The organism is Burkholderia sp. BCC0397, from assembly GCF_902832865.1.
Taxonomy (GTDB): Bacteria; Pseudomonadota; Gammaproteobacteria; order Burkholderiales; family Burkholderiaceae; genus Burkholderia.
In genome coordinates this window covers 1-412 of the sequence record NZ_CADFDL010000036.1, presented here as the reverse complement: position 1 = coordinate 412, position 412 = coordinate 1, and the positions used below count along the sequence as shown (strand labels likewise).

The 412-nt window shown below is 57.0% G+C and carries 3 tRNA genes; all 3 read right to left on the bottom strand.

Going from position 1 to position 412, the window contains the following annotated elements:
* Positions 1-31: 31 nt before the first annotated feature.
* Positions 32-107 (bottom strand) — tRNA-Glu (locus HWX03_RS36655).
* 64 nt (positions 108-171) lie between these two features.
* Positions 172-248: transfer RNA gene (locus HWX03_RS36650), tRNA-Asp, on the bottom strand.
* A gap of 80 nt (positions 249-328) precedes the next feature.
* Positions 329-404: transfer RNA gene (locus HWX03_RS36645), tRNA-Glu, on the bottom strand.
* Positions 405-412 lie beyond the last annotated feature (8 nt).

Sequence of the window (412 nt, the reverse complement as noted above, 5' to 3'; positions counted from 1 at the left end):
TTGCGACACTTCTACGAAACGCCGCTGAATCTGGCGTCCCCTAGGGGATTCGAACCCCTGTACTCACCGTGAAAGGGTGATGTCCTAGGCCTCTAGACGAAGGGGACAACGTACTGCTTACATCCTTAACGAGAAAGCCCGTTCAAAAACGCTTTTGAACGGGCTTCGTTCTGGCGGAGCGGACGGGGCTCGAACCCGCGACCCCCGGCGTGACAGGCCGGTATTCTAACCAACTGAACTACCGCTCCAGCTTTTCTGCACCATCGCCTGCAGGATCTCGTCACGTTCCTGCACGCGTTGCGACACTTCTACGAAACGCCGCTGAATCTGGCGTCCCCTAGGGGATTCGAACCCCTGTACTCACCGTGAAAGGGTGATGTCCTAGGCCTCTAGACGAAGGGGACAACGTACT